The organism is Streptomyces amakusaensis (assembly GCF_039532665.1).
In the GTDB taxonomy this organism is placed as follows: domain Bacteria; phylum Actinomycetota; class Actinomycetes; order Streptomycetales; family Streptomycetaceae; genus Streptomyces; species Streptomyces amakusaensis.
The window spans coordinates 59,197-77,717 of record NZ_BAAASB010000017.1; the positions used below are offsets into that span (position 1 = coordinate 59,197).

At 74.1% G+C, this 18,521-nt stretch carries 14 protein-coding genes and 1 riboswitch; of the genes, 2 read left to right on the forward strand and 12 right to left on the reverse strand.

Annotated elements, in window-relative coordinates; genetic code table 11:
- Positions 1–6 precede the first annotated feature (6 nt).
- The 6 genes from ABD371_RS26930 to ABD371_RS26955 all read right to left on the reverse strand — a co-directional run bounded on the left by ABD371_RS26930 (position 7) and on the right by ABD371_RS26955 (position 8,678).
- Positions 7–1,527, reverse strand: coding sequence for an SDR family oxidoreductase (locus ABD371_RS26930; protein ID WP_344482151.1), 1,521 nt, complete (start codon positions 1,525–1,527; stop codon positions 7–9).
- Between the two features lie 121 nt (positions 1,528–1,648).
- On the reverse strand, positions 1,649–2,449 hold the full coding sequence (locus ABD371_RS26935) for an alpha/beta fold hydrolase (RefSeq protein WP_344482154.1): 801 nt from the start codon (positions 2,447–2,449) through the stop codon (positions 1,649–1,651).
- Positions 2,450–2,539: 90 nt separating this feature from the next.
- Positions 2,540–3,400, reverse strand: a complete 861-nt coding sequence (locus tag ABD371_RS26940; protein ID WP_344482157.1) for a siderophore-interacting protein — start codon at positions 3,398–3,400, stop codon at positions 2,540–2,542.
- 639 nt (positions 3,401–4,039) lie between these two features.
- Positions 4,040–6,277, reverse strand: coding sequence for a condensation domain-containing protein (locus ABD371_RS26945; protein ID WP_344482160.1), 2,238 nt, complete (start codon positions 6,275–6,277; stop codon positions 4,040–4,042).
- Positions 6,278–6,364: 87 nt separating this feature from the next.
- Complete coding sequence (locus ABD371_RS26950; protein WP_344482163.1) at positions 6,365–7,576, reverse strand: AMP-binding protein; 1,212 nt, start codon at positions 7,574–7,576, stop codon at positions 6,365–6,367.
- A 256-nt stretch (positions 7,577–7,832) separates the two neighbouring features.
- On the reverse strand, positions 7,833–8,678 hold the full coding sequence (locus tag ABD371_RS26955; protein ID WP_344482166.1) for a sulfurtransferase: 846 nt from the start codon (positions 8,676–8,678) through the stop codon (positions 7,833–7,835).
- A gap of 300 nt (positions 8,679–8,978) precedes the next feature.
- Between ABD371_RS26955 and ABD371_RS26960 the strand changes: the two genes are divergently transcribed.
- Complete coding sequence (locus ABD371_RS26960) at positions 8,979–9,749, forward strand: VOC family protein (RefSeq protein ID WP_344482169.1); 771 nt, start codon at positions 8,979–8,981, stop codon at positions 9,747–9,749.
- Positions 9,750–9,836: 87 nt separating this feature from the next.
- Here the strand turns inward: ABD371_RS26960 and ABD371_RS26965 are convergent, their stop codons facing one another.
- The 4 genes from ABD371_RS26965 to ABD371_RS26980 form a co-directional block, all read right to left on the reverse strand.
- Positions 9,837–10,502: a thymidine kinase gene (locus ABD371_RS26965; RefSeq protein WP_344482172.1), complete on the reverse strand. Its 666-nt coding sequence runs from the start codon at positions 10,500–10,502 to the stop codon at positions 9,837–9,839.
- A gap of 140 nt (positions 10,503–10,642) precedes the next feature.
- Positions 10,643–11,845: an alkaline phosphatase family protein gene (locus ABD371_RS26970; RefSeq protein ID WP_344482174.1), complete on the reverse strand. Its 1,203-nt coding sequence runs from the start codon at positions 11,843–11,845 to the stop codon at positions 10,643–10,645.
- The gene (locus tag ABD371_RS26975) at positions 11,845–12,438 is read right to left on the reverse strand and encodes a DUF5998 family protein (RefSeq protein ID WP_190125086.1); all 594 of its coding nucleotides are present in this window, start codon (positions 12,436–12,438) and stop codon (positions 11,845–11,847) included. The genes ABD371_RS26970 and ABD371_RS26975 overlap by 1 nt, the downstream gene beginning before the upstream one ends.
- A gap of 46 nt (positions 12,439–12,484) precedes the next feature.
- Positions 12,485–15,502 (reverse strand): bifunctional acetate--CoA ligase family protein/GNAT family N-acetyltransferase, encoded by a 3,018-nt coding sequence (locus tag ABD371_RS26980; protein WP_344482179.1) that lies wholly within the window; start codon positions 15,500–15,502, stop codon positions 12,485–12,487.
- A gap of 81 nt (positions 15,503–15,583) precedes the next feature.
- Here ABD371_RS26980 and ABD371_RS26985 point away from each other — a divergent pair, with 81 nt between their 5' ends.
- Complete coding sequence (locus ABD371_RS26985) at positions 15,584–15,865, forward strand: HPr family phosphocarrier protein (RefSeq protein WP_190125084.1); 282 nt, start codon at positions 15,584–15,586, stop codon at positions 15,863–15,865.
- 114 nt (positions 15,866–15,979) lie between these two features.
- Here the strand turns inward: ABD371_RS26985 and ABD371_RS26990 are convergent, their stop codons facing one another.
- Positions 15,980–16,756, reverse strand: coding sequence for a M23 family metallopeptidase (locus ABD371_RS26990; protein WP_344482182.1), 777 nt, complete (start codon positions 16,754–16,756; stop codon positions 15,980–15,982).
- Positions 16,757–16,769: 13 nt separating this feature from the next.
- A riboswitch (cyclic di-AMP (ydaO/yuaA leader) is annotated at positions 16,770–16,932 on the reverse strand.
- A gap of 210 nt (positions 16,933–17,142) precedes the next feature.
- Positions 17,143–18,510, reverse strand: coding sequence for a M16 family metallopeptidase (locus tag ABD371_RS26995; protein WP_344482388.1), 1,368 nt, complete (start codon positions 18,508–18,510; stop codon positions 17,143–17,145).
- Between the last annotated feature and the right edge of the window lie 11 nt (positions 18,511–18,521).

Here is an 18,521-nt window from a genome sequence, read left to right on the forward strand (position 1 = left end):
GGCGGCTCAGGAGGGGGTGCGGGAGGCCGCGCGGGCGATGTTGCGGGCCATGCCGCCGAAGACGACGGCGTGGAAGGGGGAGACGCTCCACCAGTAGGCGTGGCCCAGGAGCCCCTTGGGGTGGAAGAGGGCGCGCTGGCGGTAGCGGGTGCGGCCCGAGGCGTCGCGGTCGGCGCGCAGTTCGAGCCAGGCGAGGCCGGGGAGGCGCATCTCGGCGCGGAGCCGGAGGAGCCGGCCGGGCTCGATCTCCTCGACGCGCCAGAAGTCGAGGGAGTCGCCGATGCGCAGCCGCTGGGCGTCGCGGCGGCCTCGGCGGAGGCCGACCCCGCCGGCGAAGCGGTCGAGCCAGCCGCGTACGGCCCAGCCGAGGGGGAAGGAGTACCAGCCGTTGTCGCCGCCGATGCCCTCGATGACCCGCCAGAGCGCCTCGGGCGAGGCGTCGACGGTCAGTGCCCTGCGGTCGGTGTAGAGGCTGCCGCCCGCCCAGTCCGGGTCGGTGGGGAGGGGGTCGCTGGGCGCGCCGGGCAGGGCGGCGGAGGACCAGCGGGTGGCGACCTCGGCGTCCTGGATGCGCTGGAGGGCGAGGGTGAGGGCGGCGGGGAAGGCGAGGGGACGGCCGGGGGCGTCGGGGACGTACCGGGCGATGTCGTGTTCGTGGCAGATCACCTCGTACCGGAGTGATTCGGTGAGCGGCCGGGCGATGGAGTGCGGTACGGGGGTGACCAGGCCGACCCAGTGGCTGGAGAGCCGGGGGGTGAGCACGGGGACGGGCACGATGAGCCGGCGGGGCAGCCCGGCGACGGCCGCGTACCCCCGCATCATGTCGAGGTAGGTGACGATGTCGGGGCCGCCGATGTCGAAGGTGCGGTTGACCTCCGGCGGCATCGCGGCCGAGCCGACGAGATAGCGGAGCACGTCGCGTACGCCGATCGGCTGAATCCGGGTCCGGACCCAGCTGGGTGTGACCATCACCGGGAGGCGTTCGGTGAGGTGGCGCAGCATCTCGAAGGAGGCCGAGCCGGAGCCGATGATCACGGCGGCGCGCAGCGCGGTGGCGGGGACCGGGGCGTCGAGGAAGATCTGGCCGACCTCGGCGCGGGAGCGCAGATGGGGGGAGAGCCGGCGGGGGTCGACTCCGGCGGGGGTGAGTCCGCCGAGGTAGACGATGCGTTTGACGCCCGCCTCGTGGGCGGCCTCGGCGAAGATCCGGGCCGCCCGGCGGTCGGTCTCCTCGAAGTCCGGGCCGGTGCCCAGGGCGTGGATCAGGTAGTAGGCGATGTCGACGCCCCGCATGGCCTCGCGGACCGGGGCCGGGTCCAGGACGTCGCCCCGGACGATCTCCACGTCCGGGGCCCAGGGGTGGTCGCGGAGCTTGGCGGGGGTGCGGGCCAGTACGCGCACCCGGTGGCCGGCGGCGAGCAGTTCGGGGGCGAGGCGTCCGCCGATGTAGCCGGTGGCCCCGGTCACCAGGCTGAGCGGCGCACCGCCGGGCGTCCCGGCTTCTTCCGCGGGTTCTTCCGTGGTCATCGCGGCCTCCCTTCGACTCCGGCTCCGGCTCCGGCTCCGGCTTCGGCTTCGGCTTCGGGTCCCATCCTGCGGGACCGGGCCGCCGGAGGCCCCCCGGGGGCCCTGAAGGCCGGCCCCGGGCTCAGCTCGCGAGGAAGTCGAGCATCACGCGGTTGACCGTCTCCGGCCGCTCCAGATAGCCGAGGTGGCCGGTGTCCGGGATCTCCTCGTACCGCGCGGCGGGGATGGCCTCGGCGACCTCGCGGCTGAGGTAGCAGGGGATGGTGGTGTCGTCGGCGAATCCGATGACCAGGGTGGGCACGGTGATCGCCCGGTAGGCCGCCCGGCGGTCCTCGAAGTCGGAGAGGTCGAGCTGCGCCCGGGTGCCGGGGCCCGTCGCCGAGCCGGAGATCTCGAACATCTCCAGCCAGTCCCTGGCCGCCAGCGGGTCGCGCAGCGTCGCCGGGGAGAGGCTCTGGAGGGCGTAGACCGCCGCGTGGTACGCCGGGGGGAGGACGACCTTCTCGTCGTACAGCGCCTTCTTGCCCTGGTTGAGGACGAGGGCGGCGGCGTCGAGCCGGGCGTGGGCGGCCATCGCCACCGCGTGGGTGACCAGGTCGGGCCGGGCGAGGGCGAGTTCCTGGGTGACGCGCGCGCCGAGCGAGGTCCCGACGACCCGGGCGGGTGCGCCGAGGTGCTCGATCAGGGCCGCGGTGTCGGCGACCAGATCGGTGATCGTCATTCCGTGGACGCACTCGTCGGTCGGCGGGATGCCCCGGTTGTCGAAGGTGGCGACCCGGTATCCGGCGTCGAGGAGCGCGGGCACCTGGTGCAGGCTCCACACCCGGCCGGGGCTGCCGGTGCCCATGACCAGGACGACCAGTTCGCCGTCCCCCTCCACCTCGTACGAGAGTGTGATCCCGTTGAGCCGTGCGATCGCCATGCCCTGCTTGCCCCTCTTCGTCTGCTCATATGCGGTTGTCGCGCGTGCTCGCCGGTCGGCCGGGGCACCGGATGATTGTGTCCCGAGGGATCACGCCCCGGCCAGAGCGTCTTCCCGGTCGGCGGCGTCGTCCTCGGTCAGGGCGTCGTCCTGGGTGAGCTTGAGGCGCCAGTAGCCGGTGAAGGCGACCGCGCCCCTGTCGATGCCCCGGTCGGCGACGAGATGGCGGCGGAGCGCACGGACGGCCGAGGACTCGCCCGCGACCCAGGCGAACACCTCGCCCTCGGGGAATGCGGCGGCCCGGACGGCGTCGACGAGGACGCCGGACTCGCCGGGGTTCGCCCCGTCGCGGTGGAGCCAGTGGAGGGTGACATCGCCGGCGGTGGTGAACTCCTGCTCCTCGGCCGCGTCCGCCACCTCGATGTAGGCGATCGCCCGCTCGCCCGGCTCCAGGGCCTCGATCAGCGCGCCGATCGCGGGAAGCGCGGTCTCGTCGCCGGCGAGCAGCGTCCAGTCCCGGGGGCCGGGCGTGCAGTAGTGGCTGACCCGCGGGCCCAGCATGCCGACGATGTCGCCGGGGACGGCGGAGGCGGCCCAGCGGGAGGCGGGTCCCGAGGTGTCGCCCTCGCCGTGGAGGACGAAGTCGATGTCGACCTCGTGCCGCAGGGGGTCGTGGGAGCGGATGGTGTAGCTGCGCATCCAGGGGCGCTCGATCTCGGGCATCGCCAGATAGTCGCGGTACCAGTGGCCCACATCGCCGCTGGCGGGCATCGGCGGTATGACCGGGGCGCGGTCGGGCAGCCGGGAGAAGAAGAGCTTCACATGCTGGTCAGGGCTGACATGGGTGAACTCGGCGAGATCCTCGCCGCCGAAGGTCACCCGCACCATGTGCGGCGTGATCCGCTCGACGCGATTGACATGCAGTGCCGAGTAACGCAGCGATCCGGCCACGGCCAACTCCCCAGTAAGTCAACTAATGATAAGGGTAGGCTAACCTAAGCCCTCAATCGAGCCGACTCGAGGGAGAGTTGCGTGGGCGGCATGCGTCATGCCCTGTCACGGCGGCCACGACGAGCGGGCCCGGGGGACGGGCGAGACCGGGCGGCACGCCGATGACGGACCCCACCGCCTTCCACGAGCTGACCTCGGCGGCACGGACTCCGCTGCGCTTCGCGCTGACGGTACAGGCTCTCACCACCGCCCTCGGACCGGGCCCCTGCCTCGCGGTCCGGGTGCTCGCCGGGAGGCACCGGGCGGATCGCCCGGCATCCCGCCCGGCTCCGCCCGGCTGGTTCACCGGCGGCTCCAGCGCCCGGACGCCGGACGCGCGGTCGCGTTCCGCTCCTCGGCGCGGTGTACGGGCCGGGGTCGCCGGCCACCAGGATGTGCCGCGGCGCGGGTTCGCCGGGCTCGGCGGCCGGCTCGCGGAAGTCGAAGCCCTCGTGCCGGTCCGGGATCGCGTGGCCGACCGCTCGGGAGAGCCGGACGAAGTGCGCGGTCTCCACCCGCCGGTGGGCGGGGAGCGCGAGGGGCCCTGGGCCCGGTGGCGCAGGACGAGTTCGTCGGGCCAGGGGGTGAATCCGTCGATGTTCACCGGCGCTCCCCGGTGCCGGACCGGGCCCCGGTGCCGGTCTCGGTGGTCTCGTCGGTGGTGAGTTCGGCGGCGAGCACGGAGTCGCCGACCGCTTCGAGTCCGAGGACGTCGGCCCGGACCAGGGCCACCGCCCGCGCCGGACCGGTGAGCGGCCCGGACTCGGCGGCGGCGGGCTCGGCGGGCCTGGCGAGCAGGGCGCGTACGGCGGCGGGGTCGGGCGTGCCGGCTTCGGTGACGGGCAGCGCGGGCACGGCGGTCAGCCGGCGGGGCACGAGCCGGCCGGGGACGCGCAGCCGCAGTTCGCGGAGGATGTCGGCGGCGGGGACGGTGGCGGCGACGACCGCGCCGAAGGCCGGTCCGCTCTCGCCGTCGAGCACCACCGCGAACGCGCCGGTGACCCGGTCGTCACCGAGCAGCGCCTCCTCGACCTCCCGCGCCCCGACCGGCGCCCCGCCGGAGGTGAGGTGTTCGCCGGGGCCGCCGAGCAGTTCGACGGTTCCGTCGGGCAGGGCGCGGGCACGCTCCCCGGTCGGGGTCCAGCCGGAGCCGTCCGGCACCAGGAGCGCTCCGGGGACATGGTCGGGGCGGTCCCGGTCGTGGGCGTCGACCACGCGTACGGCACGGCCGTCGTGGAGGCGCTTGCCGGGCCGGGGGATCTCCACCGGCCGGTCCCAGACCGCGCCCCCCGCCGCGATCCGGTGCACCAGCTCCTCGAAGGCGTCGAACATCGAGTCGAGCACGCCGGGCGGGAACGCCTCCTCGCGGGTGTCCCAGTCGACCAGGAGTCCGCCGTCGAGTTCGGTGAGCTGGGCGTCGAGCAGGACCTGGGGGCTCTGCGAGACGATCCACACCGGCTCGCCGAAGCGGGCCCGCACCTCGGGGGCGAAGAGATCGCCCAGGTTGAGCGCGCTGGTGAAGACGACCGGGGCGAGTGTCTGCCGGCCGTCGCGGTGGGTGAGGTCGCGCAGCACGTCGCCCCCGTCGCGGGCGGCGTGGGAGGCGTCGGCGTGCATCCGCTCCTGGGTCCGGCGCACCCGTTCGGTGAAGGGCAGCCGCTCGCCGAGGTCGATCTCCAGCATCACGGAGCTGCTGAAGTCCCCGGCGATGTGCTCGACGCCCGGGTGCAGCGGCAGCCGGTCGAAGAGCGGCACATTGAGCAGGAAGCGCTGGGTGGCGCTCCAGTGGCCGACGACCTCGGCGAAGGCCGACGCCACCGCCATCGCCGGGGTGAGCCCGCGCTTCCGGGCCTCGGCCGCGAGCCCGGCCGCGCGCTCGGCGGGGAGCCCGAAGTGGCGCCGGGCGACCTGCGGCCGGGGCCGGCGGCCTCGCCGGGGCAGCGTGAGGGGCAGCTCCGGCGCGCCGGGCAGCTCCGGGACGCGCTCGCGCCAGTGGGCGGCGGCCCGCGCGCGGGCCGCGCCCCGGCCGGCCTCGCGGCCCGCGAGGTACTGGCGGTAGGTGAAGCCGGTCTCCGGCAGGCCGGTCCCGTCGGGCGCGGTGTAGAGCGTGGTGAGGTCGGCGAGCAGGATGCGGTAGCTGACCGCGTCGGCGGCCACCATGTCCACGTCCAGATGGAAACGGGTACGGCCGTCGGGCAGCAGGCTGAGCGCGGCGGAGAAGGTCTGTCCGCTCTCGATGTCGAGGAGCTGGTGGGAGAGTGCGTCGCGGATGGCGGTCAGCCGGGCGTCGACCCGGGCCTGCGGGACCTCGCGCAGATCGTGCACGGTCAGCAGCGCGGGGGCGGCCGGCAGCACGGTCTGGCGGCCGTCGGGGGTGACCCGCGAGCGCAGTGTCTCGTGCCGTACGACGAGCGCGTCCAGCGCCTTCTGCAAGGGGGCGGCCTCCAGGCCGCTGCCGTCGAACTCGGCGTACAGATGGGCCGCGACCCCGCCGAGACAGTGGTCGGTGGAGCGGCCCGCCCAGGAGGCGTGCTGCATCGGGCCGAGCGGGAAGTGCTCGCCGGCCGGGGGTGCGAGGAGGGGGGCCGGGGGCACCGGACCGGCCGCGCCCTCCTCCAGGAGTCCGTACCAGTCGCCGACGGTGGGCCGGCCCGCGAGGCCGGCGAAGTCGACGTCGGCACCGGCCTTGCGCCACCGCGTGACCAGTCTCATCAGCAGGATGGAGTCGAGGCCCGCCTCGAAGAGGTTGGCCTCGTCGGCCAGTTCCGCGGGCTCCTCCTCCAGCAGGACCGCGACGGTCTCGCGCAGCTCGTCCACGGTCGCGTACAGCGCGGTCATCGGTGTGTGCCCTTCGGTCGGTACAGGTACGGCAGGGTTCGGGTTCGAGTACGGGTACGGCGGACGCGGCGACGGCCGTCCGGCGGATCAGTTCGGCCCTCGGCCGTGCGGCGGTGAGCGCGGGGCGGCCGAGACGACCCCGGGTGACCTGGGGCCCGCTGACGTACAGTTCCCCGGTCTCGCCGCCGGGTCGGGCTCGGCCAGCAGCACGGCGGGCCGGGCGTCGCCCAGGACGTACGCGATCCTCCCGGGCGGGTACCCGGGGTCGGCGGGGAGGCAGGCAGCGCCGGACTTCAGTACCGCGAGCAGGGCGACGACGAGTTCGGCGGAGCGGGGCAGCGCGACGCCGACCAGGCGTTCCGGGCCCGCGCCCGCCGCGATGAGCCGTCGGGCCAGATGGTCGGCGCGGCGCTCCAGGGCTCCGTAGGTGAGCCGTTCGCCGTCGGCGACGACCGCGACGGCCGAGGGGTCACGGCGGGCGGCCGTCTCGAAGCGGGCGACCAGGGTGTCCGGGGCGGTCATCGTCCCTCGCCCTCGGATCCGGTCTCGGTCTCGGTCTCGGTCTCGGTCTCGGTCTCGGTCTCGGGCACCAGGAAGCGGCTGACGCTGCGGAGTTTCTCGCAGGTCTCCTCGAACTCCCTCTCGAACAGGGAGTGGGCCGACCTCGACGACGGTCTCCGGGCTGAAGCCGGCCGCCCGGATCCCGCCGAGGTCGAGCGGGAAGGAGCGGGCGGGGGTGTTGGCCCGGCGGCCGGTCGGAGAGGTGGCGGTCGGATCCACGGGGCGGTCGACCGGGACGGTCCGGGAGAGGATCACCTTCCGCCGCCGTCCGGAGGCGATCTCCTCGACCGCGCCGCTCACGGCCCCCCGGCAGCCCTCGCCCGCGGCCGTCCGCTCGGCGAACACCCTCGGCCCGGGCCGGTGTTCGCCGGGCGGTGCGCCGAGCGCGGCCTCCCGTTCGGGGACGATCAGATGCGGCAGGGTTCCCGGGCCGACCGCGCCGGCGGGGCCGTGGAGCAGATACCCCGGCTCGAAGGCGGCCCAGCCATGGACCCGCCATTCGGCGACACCGACTTCCCCCGGTAACTCGTGGACCCGTTGGAGCGGTTGGTCCCCGAGCGGCTCCGCGGCCCACGCGGCGGCCGGGCCGGAGAGGCCTCCCGCCCCCAACGCCCATTCGCCCGCGCGCTCGTGGAGCACGTACGGGGCCGGCTCTCTTCGCGCCAGTCCGGCGGCGGGCTCCAGCGGGGGCCGGACGGTGGGGAGGGTCTTGCGGTGGTGCCCGGTGAGTACGGTCATCGTGATACGGCACTCCGCTGGTCGTGTGGTCGTGTCCATCCGGCACGGTCCGGACGCGGGTGAGCACACCCCGCCCCGACCAGGAGGCTTAGGTAAGGCTAACCTAACTCAATCTCGGGGAGCCGGCAACGCCATGCCCCTTGACACACCCTCAACTCCGTTGTCTCATAGCGCGCTTCAGACACACGAAGGCCCCGGCCCGCCGTCGACGGATCGACGGCGGGCCGGGGCTCGAACGGATCCCGGGGGCGCGGCCTCAGCCCCGCTCGGCCCCGGTCGCCACCGGCCTCGCCGCGTCCCTCGACCACTCCGACCAGGACCCCGCGTACAGCACCGGCACAAATCCCGCCAGCTCCAGGGCCACTGCCTGCTGGGCGGCGGAGACCCCCGAACCGCAGTACACCCCGACCTCGCCGCCGGGGCGCGCGCCCAGCCCCGCGAACCTCTCGGCGAGCCGCGCCGCGGGCAGGAAGCGCCCCCGCTCGTCGAGGTTCTCCCCGGTGGGGGCCGAGACCGCCCCCGGAATGTGTCCGGCCACCGCGTCGATCGGCTCGACCTCGCCCCGGTACCGCTCCCCCGCCCGCGCGTCCAGCAGCAGCCCCGAACGGGCCAGCTCCGCCGCCCCGTCCGCGCCGAGCAGCGGCAGCGCGCCGGGCTCGGGCGTGAAATCGCCCTCCGCCGGAGCGGGAGTCACCGTCTCCAGCGGCCCGGTCCACTCCGCGAGACCGCCGTCCAGCACCCGTACATCACGGTGCCCCGCCCACCGCAGCAGCCACCAGGCCCGCGCCGCCGCCCAGCCCTGGGACCCGTCGTAGACGACGACGGAGGAGCCGGCCGACACCCCGGCCCGCCGCATCGCCGCGCCGAACACCGCCGGGTCCGGGAGCGGATGACGGCCGCCGTCCCCCGGCGGGGCGGCCAACTCCGCGTCCAGGTCGACGAAGACGGCCCCGGGGAGGTGACCGGCGTCGTACTCGGGCCGGCCGTGCGGGCCGCCGAGCCGGTAGCGGATGTCGAGGAGGACGGGCGGGCGGGGCCCGGCGAGCGCTTCGGCCAGCCCGGCCGCGGTGATGATCGGCCCATGGCCGTTCAAGGAGGTCATGAGGCCCATCCTCGCGCACGGCCCACCGCCGGATCAGGCCCTCGACAGGCATCCGGGAGGGAGCCGCGCCACAGCGGAACCGCACCGGAACCGCACCGGAGCCACACCGGAAGCGGACCGGAAGCGGATTCACTCCCCTGAAACGGGCTTCGGCCCGTGGGAACCCGCCAATTACGGCGCGGCCGGGGCGCGTGGAACGCCGGGCGCATGGAAGCATTCACACGGGGCGCACGGCCTCCCAAGGGCACGCGCTCCGTCCCCCCGGTACGGCCACCACGATGGTCCGAGGAGAGAGTGACGATGACCGAGGCGACTCGGCACACGCCCGGCACACCCTGCTGGGTGAGTTTGATGGTGCACGGTCTTGACGCGACGCAGACGTTCTACGGCGAGCTGTTCGGCTGGGAGTTCTGTCCAGGACCGCGCCAGCTCGGCCCGTACGTCCGCGCGCTGCTCGACGGCAAGGAGGTCGCCGGACTGGGGCGATTGCCCGCCGACCGGCATCTGTCCATCGCGTGGACGCCCTATCTGGCGACCGACGACGCGGACGCCACCGCCGAGACGATCCGGTGCAGCGGCGGCACCGTCGGCGTCGGCCCGCTGGACGCGGGCGACGCCGGCCGGATGGCGATCGTGACCGACCCGGCGGGCGCCGTCTTCGGTCTCTGGCAGCCCGCCGCCCACGCGGGCACCGCCGTCCGCGGCACCCACGGCACCCCGGTCTGGCACGAGCTGCGGACGGCCGACACCTCGGCCGTGAGCAAGTTCTACGAGACCGTCTTCGGCTGCGAGACCGACCCGGTCGATCCGGCCGGGCCCGATCTCACGACCCTGCGGCTGAACGGACGCCCGGTGGCCGAGCTGCGGGGCGTCGGCCGGAAACTGCACAGCCAGGCCGGCGCGCACTGGATGACCTCCTTCGAGGTCGAGGACGCCGACCGGGCGGCACGCCGGGTGACCGAGCTGGGCGGGGAGGTGCTGACGCCCCCGTCGGACGGCCCCCGGGGGCGGAGCGCGACGGTGGCGGATCCGGAGGGAGCGGTCTTCACGATCGTGCGCTCGCACCGGTGACCGACCGGAAGTGATCGCACCGGGCCCCACGGCCGTACGCCTCCGGGCCCCGGCGGCGTACGGCCGACGGGCTCGGTGATGTACGGCTCAGTGACGTACGGCCGCACCCCGGTCGTCCACCGGCAGAACGTCCGGGGAGAGGGCCGCCGCCCGGGCGCTGGCGGCGGTCATCCGCCTGCGGTGGTGACGCCTGCAGAGCACCTCGTAGCCGATCTGGTCCCCCGCGTCGACATCGCCCACCACGACCTGAGCGCCCTCGACCACCATCACTCCGCCGACCGTACGGGCGTTGTGGGTGGCGCGAGCGCCGCACCAGCACAGGGCCTCGACCTGGAGCACCTCGATGCGGTCGGCGAGTTCCACCAGCCGCTGCGAGCCGGGGAAGAGCTTGGAGCGGAAGTCGGTGGTGATGCCGAAGGCGAAGACGTCCAGTTCGAGATCGTCCACGACCCGGGCCAGCTGGTCTATCTGCTCGGGGGCGAGGAACTGCGCCTCGTCGGCGATGACGTAGTCGCACCGCCCGCCCTGGGAGAGATGGTCGACCAGATGCCCGTAGAGGTCGAAGCCCTCACCGGCCTCGACCGCGTTGGTGACCAGCCCGAGCCGCGAGGACAGCTTGCCCTCGCCCGCGCGGTCGTCCCGGGTGAAGATGATGCCCTGGAGGCCGCGCGCGGAGCGGTTGTGCTCGATCTGAAGAGCGAGGGTGCTCTTTCCGCAGTCCATGGTTCCGGAGAAGAACACCAGCTCGGGCATGGGAAGTCGGGGGCCTTTCGATGGCGGGACGCTGTCGTGTGGATCGGGTGAACCGGGTGGACCGGGTGGACCTGCTGGACCGGGTGGAAATGCCGCCCGCGAGCGGGACGGCCGTGCGGGCGGGGCCTACCGGCGCGGTGTCACGTACGCACTTCGAGCAGCGGGACCAGCTGCTCGACGGCGGTCATGGAGCCGTGCAGGCCGACCATCGCCGACTCGTGCCGCTCCTGGACGGAGGCGGTGATCGCCACATCGTCGTGGGCGGCGGCGATCACATCGCCGATCCGCCCGAGGACCCGCTCGTCGACCGAGGGCCCGAACCACCCGGCGGCGACGGCCTCCGCGCGGCTCGCGACCCAGAATCTGTCGCCCAGCACCTCGCGCCAGACGGCGAGCACATCGGCCTCGGCCCCGGGGACCGCGTAGACATGGCGGGCTCTGCCCTCGCCGCCCAGCAGGGCGACCCCGGCCCGCAGCTCCCAGTCCTCGTCGAAGTCGATGCGCGACTCCTCGTCGAAGGGGATGTCGATCATGCCGTGGTCGGCGGTGACATAGAGCGCGGCGCGCGGCGGGAGCTGCTCCGCGAGCCGCTGCACCAGCCGGTCCACGTACATCAGCTGGCCGCGCCAGGCGTCGGAGTCCACGCCGAAGCCGTGGCCCTTGCCGTCGACCTCGCTGTAGTACGTGTAGACGAGGGAGCGGTCGCCGGCGGCGAGCTGCTCGGCCGCCAGATCCATCCGCTCCTCGCCGCCGAGCCTGCCGTGAAACGTTCCGCCGCTGAGCGCGATCCTGGTCAGCGGGGTCTGCTCGAACATCGGGGACGAGACCTGGGCGGTGTGCACCCCGGCGTCGTGGGCACGCCCGAAGACGGTCGGGTACGGCTGCCAGGCGCGCGGGTCGGTGTACGGCTTCCAGCGGAGCTGGTTCATCAGCGCGCCGGTGGCGGGGTCGCGGACGGTGTAGCCGGGGAGGCCGTGGGCCCCCGGGGGGAGGCCGGTGCCGACCGAGGCGAGCGAGGTCGCGGTGGTGGCGGGGAAGCCCGCGGTGATCGGCCGGCCGGTGCCGCCGCGCGAGGTGGGGAGGAGCGAGGTGAGGTAGGGCGCCTCGTCCGGGTGGTTCCTGATCTGCTCCCAGCCGAGCCCGTCGATCAGGAAGACGCAGTTCCGGTCGGCGGGGGCCAGCTCCTCGATGAGCGGGGTGAACCCCGGCACACCCTGACCGGCCGCGAGGGTCGGCAGCAGATCGGCGAGCGAGCCCCTGCCGTACTCGGGCACCGGGGCGCTCTCGACGGTGAGGAGTTCGGGTTCGTCGGGCCAGAGGGCCGAGGCGGCGGGCTGGACCATCAGCGGGCGGTGCCGGTGGCCGCGGTCGCCTCGGAGAGCGCCTGCGCGAAGACGAGGGTCTGCCGGACGGTGTCCGGGCCGTCGCCGGCCTCGCTGACGCGGAGGCTGAGATCGTCGGCGGTGGAGTTGCCGGTGTAGCCGTGGTCGGCCTCGCAGTTGGGGTCGCCGCAGGCGGCGGGCTCCAGATCCAGCCGGGAGACCGCGCCCCAGCCGATGGTGAGGACGACCTCGCGGGGCAGGGTGCCGGGGGTGTACGACTCCGGATTGGCGACCACACGGCTGACCACCACCGACGAGATCCGGTCGAGCTTCACGGACTCGGTGGAGGTGGTGGCGTACGGCGTGGGCGAGCTGGAGTCGGCCGTCTGCTCGTCGGTGTGGCTGACGATGAAGCGGTTGCCGGTGAGAACGAGGACCGTGACATGGCGGCGCACTTCATTGGCGTCGAACGTGGTCTCCTGGTGGACCAGGTACGACGAGATCTGCTCTCCGCCGACAGCGGCCTCCACCGCCTCTGCCACGAGAGCCGGGTAGTAGCCGCTGCGCTCGATCGCCGCGCGCAGCCCCTGGGTCGTCGTACCGGTCTTCGCCATGCGGTCCATCCTACGGGGCCTGAGCGGCACCGAGCGCTCAGTCCGCTCAGTAGCTGGGGAGTCGGCGCGGCCCCAGGTCAGTGAAGGTCGCGGGCGGCGCGAGACGGACGGACGCGCCGAGGACGGAGAGTCCGTGCTGAGCCACGACGACGGGTTCAAGACTGATTCCGACCACTTCCGGGTGATCGTCCACCAGTCGTGATACTCGCAGCAGCAGCTCTTCGAGGGCCGGGGTGTCCACGGGGGCCGAGCCCCGCCAGCCGAAGAGGAGGGGAGCGGTCCGGATGGCTCGGATCAATTCCGCGGCGTCGCGGTCGGTGGCCGGAATGAGCCGGTGGGAGGTGTCCCCGAGCAGTTCGGACGCCGCTCCGGCGAGCCCGAAGGAGAGGACCGCGCCGACGGCGGGGTCGATCACGGCCCGGACGACGGTGTCGACGCCCCGCGCGGCCATCGACTGGACGACGGGCCGCAGCTCGGCCGGCCTGCCGAGCAGCTCGGTGAGTTCGCGGTAGGCGTGGCGCAGCTGTGCCTCGTCCGCGAGATCGAGCCGTACGCCGCCGAGGTCGGGGCGGTGGCGCAGATGGGGCGCGGTGGTCTTGAGCGCCACGGGGTAGCCGAGGCGGGCCGCCGCGGCGGCGGCCGCTTCGGGCTCGGGGGCCGGGAGGGTGGGCCGGACCGCGATTCCGTACCGCGCGAGCAGCTCGTGCGCGTCGGCCGCGGGGAGGGTGCCGCTGCCGCCCTCGGCCAGCAGCCGCTCGATCCGGGCGGCGGCTCCGCCCTCGTCGATGTCGTCGTACTGCGGAACCTTGCCGGGCTCGGCCGCGCCGCGCCGCCACTGCGCGTATCCGACCGCCTGCGACAGCGCCCGTACGGCCCGCTCGGCGGCGGGGTAGGCGGGGATACGGCCCCGGCCGGGGCCGCCGGGGCCCGGCTCCGGGGAGCCTGTGCCATCGGGCGGGCCCGGTGGGGCCGGGTTCCCGGCGGCGGGCGCGCCGGGGGTGTCGGTGTGCCCGGCCCCTGCCCCGGCGCGCGCGCCGGTGGCGCGGTCCGGTGCGGACGGGTTTCCCGCGTCGGACGCTCCGGGTTCGGGGGCCGACGCCGTACGGGAACGGCCGTCGTCGGCGGCGGGCGTACCGGAGTGCCCGGACGGGTCGGCGGCGGTGGCCGGGCGGGGGCGGGCGCGGGTCGCGGCGAGGGCGCCGGAGAGGCCGCCCAGCTCCACATGGACCACCGCCACCGGCTTCGCCGGGGCGGGGGCCGCCGCGGCGGCCTCCCGGAGGGCCGCCGCCAGTACCTCGCCGTCGCCGGACTCGGACTCCCCGTTCTCCCCCACCCACGGGATCGCCGTCACCACCACGGCGTCGCAGCCGTCGTCGGCGAGCGCCCGGGCGAGGGCGGCGCGGAAGTCCGCCGGGGTGGCGTCCGTCGTCAGATCGAGCGGGGGCAGCGGGCGGAGCCCCTCCGTCAGGCACGCGTCGTAGGTCAGCAGCCCCAGCGACTCGGAGTTCCCGAGGATCGCCACCCGGGGTCCGGCGGGCAGCGGCTGGCCCGCGAGCAGCAGCCCGGCGTCGATCAGCTCGGTGACGGTGTCGACGCGGATCACTCCGGCCTGCCGCAGCAGCGCCCCCACCGCCGCGTCCGGGATCCGGGTCGCCCGGACGGCGTGCCCGGGCGGCTCGCTGCCGCTGTGCCGGGCCCCCTTCACGACGACCACCGGCTTGACGGCGGCCGTGCGCCGGGCGAGTCGGGTGAATTTGCGCGGGTTGCCGATCGACTCCAGATAGAGGAGGACGACATCGGTGTCCGGGTCCTCGTACCAGTACTGGAGGAAGTCGTTGCCGGAGACGTCCGCCCGGTTCCCGGAGGAGATGAAGGTGGAGAGTCCGGCTCCCCTCCGGTGCAGCCCCGACAGCAGCGCGATGCCGATCGCCCCGGACTGGGTGAAGAGCGCGATCCGGCCGGGCGCGGGCATCTGCGGCGCGAGCGAGGCGTTGAGCCGGGCCGGGGCGGCGGTGCTGATGATCCCGAACGAGTTCGGGCCGATGATCCGCATGCCGTACGAGCGGGCCTGGCGGACCAGCTCCCGCTGGCGGCGTCTGCCGTCGACCCCGCTCTCGGCGTATCCGGCGGAGAGCACGACGAGCCCGCGCACTCCGTGCTCACCGCAGTCGGCGACCGCCTCGGGCACCCGCTCGGCCGGGACCGCGACGATCGCGAGGTCGACCGTCTCCCCGGGCCCGCCGGTGATCTCGCCGGTGATCTCGCCGACGGAGCGGACCGCGGGCACCCCGTCGACCTCGTGCCACGAGGCGGGAAAGGCGCTGTTCACCGCGTAGACGCGGCCTTCGTACCCGCTGGCGACGAGATTGCGGAGCACGGTCCGGCCGACCCCGCCCGGGGCGCGTCCGGTGCCGATGACGGCCACCGAGCCGGGTGCGAGGAGCCGCTGCACGGAGCGGGCCTCGGCGCGCTGCTCACGGGCGCGCTGCACGGCGAGGGACTTCTCGGTGGGTTCGAGATCGAGGGTGAGATGGACGGAGCCGTCCTCGAAGCTCCGCCGCTGGGTGAATCCGGCGTCCCGGAACACCTTGATCATCTTGGTGTTCGCGGGCAGCACCTCGGCGGCGAACCGCCGGATCCCGCGCTCCCGGGCCACCGCGGCGATGTGTTCGAGCAGCGCGGAGGCGACCCCGCGCCCCTGGTGGGCGTCCTGGACGAGGAAGGCGACCTCGGCCCGGTCGGCGGGGGCGCTCGCGGGGCGGCCGGCGGCGTCGATCCGGTCGTAGCGGACGGTCGCGATGAACTCCCCGCCCACGGTGACGGCGAGCCCGACCCGGTCCACGTAGTCGTGGTGGGTGAAGCGGTGGACGTCCTTGGCGGAGAGCTGGGGGTAGGGCGCGAAGAAGCGGTAGTACTTGGACTCGTCCGAGACCTGTTCGTAGAAGCTGACCAGCCGCCCGGCGTCCTCGGTGGTGATGGGCCTGACGCGCGCGGTGCCCCCGTCGCGCAGCACCACATCTGCTTCCCAGTGATCGGGATAGGTCTGCTCAGCCGCGCTCCGCATGCCGAAAGCGTACGGCGGCCCCCCGGTCCCGTACCATGGCACACTGGTCTAGACAACCGATTTACCCCGAAGGGCAACACTATGGCTGAGCGCCGCGTCACCGTCGGCTGGGCCGAGGGCCTGCACGCCCGACCCGCCTCCATCTTCGTCCGCGCCACGACGGCCTCCGGCGTTCCGGTCACGATCGCCAAGGCCGACGGCAACCCGGTCAACGCGGCCTCCATGCTCGCGGTGCTCGGTCTGGGCGCGCAGGGCGGCGAGGAGATCGTGCTGGCCTCGGACGCCGAGGGCGCCGACGCCGCGCTGGACCGGCTGGCCAAGCTGGTCGCCGAGGGCCTCGAAGAACTCCCCGAGACGGTCTGACCCGACCCTGACCGCCCCGGGGCGGAGCGAAGCCGTGGTGTCCCGTTCGCGGGACACCACGGCTTCGCTTTTTTCAGGGCTTGGCTTCTCGGGCAGGGATCGGCCGGGGAGGGATCAGAGGGAGACGCCCCGGGCGCGGAGATAGGCGACCGGGTTGACGTCCGAGCCGTACTCGGAGCCGGTGCGGGCCTCGAAGTGGAGATGCGTCCCGGTGGAGTTGCCGGTGGAGCCGGCGAGGCCTATCTGCTGGCCCGGCACGACGGCCTGGCCGACGGCCACACCGACGGAGGCGAGATGGCCGTACTGGGTGTAGGTGCCGTCGTTCATCCTGATCACGACGTTGTTCCCGTACGCGCCGCCCCAGCCGGCCTCGACGACGGTGCCCGAGCCGACGGAGACCACGGAGGTGCCGTAGGAGGCGTGGAAGTCGATGCCGGAGTGGCTGCCGGAGGACCAGAGCGAGCCGCCGGTCTGGTAGCCGGTGGAGATGTGGGAACCGGCGATGGGGAGCTGGAAGGCGCTGAGCCGCTTCCGCTCGGCCTCACGCTCGGCACGGACCTCGGCCTCGCGGAGCTCCAGGGCGCGGGCCACGGCGCGGCGCTCGGCCTCCTCCGCGGCCTCGACCCGGGCGACGGCCGCGCGCTGCTGGGTGGCGGCCTGGTCGGCGACCTCGTCGGCGAGGGAGTCGGCCTCGGCGTCGGCGGCGAGGATCAGGGTCGTTCCGGTGTCCTCCATGGACGCCGTGGTGCCGGTCTCGGCGGCGACCGCCGGGGTGGCGAGGGTTCCGCAGACTCCGGTGGTGGCGATGGTGGCGGCTCCGGCGATGGTCGCGCTTCTGCGCGTCATACGGCTCGGGGCACGGTGTTTCCCGGTGGGGCGGGTCAACGCCATGGAGAGGCTGATCCTTTCCTTCCTTCTCGCCTACCGGGTTAGCTGACGGGTTCGGAGCAGGAAGGTCTCCTACGCGTCCCTCCGCGCGGACGCGAAGGCACACGATTCACCCCTGGGGACGGTGGGTCCCCGGCTCCCCGGGCTCGCGCCCTGTGGGGATTCGGCGATGGCTGCCCGTGCCACGAGTGCGGCGTACAGCGGGCGAACAGCCGGACCGACGCTATGCGCGCGGGCTTTCCTTCGCCAAACAGAGAGCGATTTTTGTTGCACATGCCACAGGGCAGACAGCTAGCTTCCACCTGATCAGCCATCAAAAGGGGCATTTAACTATCAAACGGCGGAACCCCGGCGGGTCATCACCGCCGGGGTTCCCTCCGCGACCTCAATCAGCCGGTGACAACGGTCACTTCGCCGATACCGAGCGCCTTGACGGACTCGGCGATCTGCCCGGCGTCGCCGACGAGCACCGTGACCAGCCGGTCCTCGGGAAAGGCGCTGACGACCGCGGCCGTCGCCTCCACCGTGCCCGTCTCGGCCAGCCGGACGTACAACTGGGCCTGGTAGTCGTCGGGGAGGTACTGCTCGACCTGGTCGGCCAGCGTCCCCGCGACGGAGGCGGCCGTCTCGAACCGCAGCGGGGCCACGCCCACCAGATTCTGCACGGCGACATCCCGCTCGGCGTCGGTGAGCCCCTCGGCCGCGAGCGTCCGCAGCACCTTCCAGAGGTCCTCCAGCGCCGGGCCGGTGTTGGGGGTGTCCACCGAGCCGCTGATGCCGAGCAGCGCCGTGCCCGAGCCGTCGGGGGCCGAGCGCAGCACCTGGCCGAAGGCGCGCACCCCGTAGGTGTAGCCCTTCTCCTCGCGCAGCACCCGGTCGAGCCGGGAGGTGAGGGTGCCGCCGAGGCAGTACGCGCCGAGCACCTGGGCCGGCCAGACCCGGTCGTGGCGGTCCGCGCCGACCCGGCCGATCAGCAGCTGGGTCTGGACCGCGCCGGGGCGGTCCACGATGACCACCCGGCCGGTGTCGTCGGCGACGGCCGCCGGCACCGGGCGCAGGGCGGCGGTGTCGCCCGTCCACTCGCCGAGGGTCTCGGCGAGCACGGCGTCGAGGTCGACCCCGGTCAGATCGCCGACGATCACGGCGGTGCCGGTGGCGGGCCGGACATGCGCCTCGAAGAAGGCGCGCACGGCGGCGGAATCGATCCGGGCGACGGTCTCCTCGGTGCCCTGCCGGGGGCGGGAGATCCGCAGGGAGGCCGGGAAGAGCTGGCGGTACAGCTCCTTGGCGGCCCGGCGGCCCGGGTTCGCGCTCTCGTGCGGGATCTCGTCCAGCCGGTTGCGCACCAGCCGCTCGATCTCGCTGTCGAGGAAGGCGGGCGCGCGCAGCGCCTCGGCGAGCAGCCCGAGCGCCTTGGCCAGCCGGGAGACCGGCACCTCCAGCGAGACCCGGACGCCGGCGTGGTCGGCGTGGGCGTCGAGGGTGGCCCCGCAGCGCTCCAGCTCGGCCGCGAACTCCTCGGCGGAGCGCTTGTCGGTGCCCTCGGAGAGGGCGCGCGCCATGATGGTCGCGACCCCGTCGAGCCCCTCGGGCTCGGCGTCGAGCGGGGCGTCGAGATTCAGCTCGACGGCCACCACCTGCTGCCCGGGGCGGTGACAGCGCAGCACGGTCAGGCCGTTGTCCAGGGTGCCCCGGTCGGGGGCGGGGAACGCCCAGGGCCTGGCCTGGCCCGCCTGCGGCTGCGGGTGGAACTCCATGGTGGTCAGCG

Excerpts from the sequence above, each read along its gene's own strand:
- ABD371_RS26930 (WP_344482151.1), bottom strand. The coding sequence starts at position 1,527 with ATGACCACGGAAGAACCCGCGGAAGAAGCCGGGACGCCCGGCGGTGCG.
- ABD371_RS26935 (WP_344482154.1), bottom strand. The coding sequence starts at position 2,449 with ATGGCGATCGCACGGCTCAACGGGATCACACTCTCGTACGAGGTGGAG.
- ABD371_RS26945 (WP_344482160.1), bottom strand. The coding sequence starts at position 6,277 with ATGACCGCGCTGTACGCGACCGTGGACGAGCTGCGCGAGACCGTCGCG.
- ABD371_RS26950 (WP_344482163.1), bottom strand. The coding sequence starts at position 7,576 with ATGACCGTACTCACCGGGCACCACCGCAAGACCCTCCCCACCGTCCGG.
- ABD371_RS26955 (WP_344482166.1), bottom strand. The coding sequence starts at position 8,678 with ATGACCTCCTTGAACGGCCATGGGCCGATCATCACCGCGGCCGGGCTG.
- ABD371_RS26960 (WP_344482169.1), top strand. The coding sequence starts at position 8,979 with ATGACCGAGGCGACTCGGCACACGCCCGGCACACCCTGCTGGGTGAGT.
- ABD371_RS26965 (WP_344482172.1), bottom strand. The coding sequence starts at position 10,502 with ATGCCCGAGCTGGTGTTCTTCTCCGGAACCATGGACTGCGGAAAGAGC.
- ABD371_RS26970 (WP_344482174.1), bottom strand. The coding sequence starts at position 11,845 with ATGGTCCAGCCCGCCGCCTCGGCCCTCTGGCCCGACGAACCCGAACTC.
- ABD371_RS26975 (WP_190125086.1), bottom strand. The coding sequence starts at position 12,438 with ATGGCGAAGACCGGTACGACGACCCAGGGGCTGCGCGCGGCGATCGAG.
- ABD371_RS26980 (WP_344482179.1), bottom strand. The coding sequence starts at position 15,502 with ATGCGGAGCGCGGCTGAGCAGACCTATCCCGATCACTGGGAAGCAGAT.
- ABD371_RS26985 (WP_190125084.1), top strand. The coding sequence starts at position 15,584 with ATGGCTGAGCGCCGCGTCACCGTCGGCTGGGCCGAGGGCCTGCACGCC.
- ABD371_RS26990 (WP_344482182.1), bottom strand. The coding sequence starts at position 16,756 with ATGGCGTTGACCCGCCCCACCGGGAAACACCGTGCCCCGAGCCGTATG.
- ABD371_RS26995 (WP_344482388.1), bottom strand. The coding sequence starts at position 18,510 with ATGGAGTTCCACCCGCAGCCGCAGGCGGGCCAGGCCAGGCCCTGGGCG.